Source organism: Streptomyces sp. P17 (assembly GCF_032436805.1).
In the GTDB taxonomy this organism is placed as follows: Bacteria; Actinomycetota; Actinomycetes; order Streptomycetales; family Streptomycetaceae; genus Streptomyces.
Genome location: NZ_JAVRBF010001363.1, coordinates 1 through 243, shown reverse-complemented (window position 1 = coordinate 243; position 243 = coordinate 1). Strand labels below are relative to the sequence as shown.

Sequence of the window (243 nt, the reverse complement as noted above, 5' to 3'; positions counted from 1 at the left end):
GATCCGCGCCCGTGCCGCCTCCGTCGTGAAGGACCCGACGACGGCCGAGGCGCGGATCGACTCCATCTTCTTGAAATCGGCGAGCTGCATGGTGGTGGCGAGGTCCATGTTCTCGCTGCCGCCCTTGCGCATCAGCGCGAGCATGTTGCCGATGATGTCGGTCCAGCCGTCATTCACCAGGTCTTCCGACTGCGGGATGCCGCTGACCAGCGCGTTGAAGTTGTCCATGCGGCGCTGCTGCCA

Annotated in this window: 1 pseudogene; it reads right to left on the bottom strand. The window is 65.0% G+C overall.

Annotation, left to right across the window (positions count from 1 at the left end):
* Positions 1-228 (bottom strand): annotated as a pseudogene (locus tag RMT89_RS44985) (monooxygenase); the annotation flags it as partial.
* Positions 229-243 lie beyond the last annotated feature (15 nt).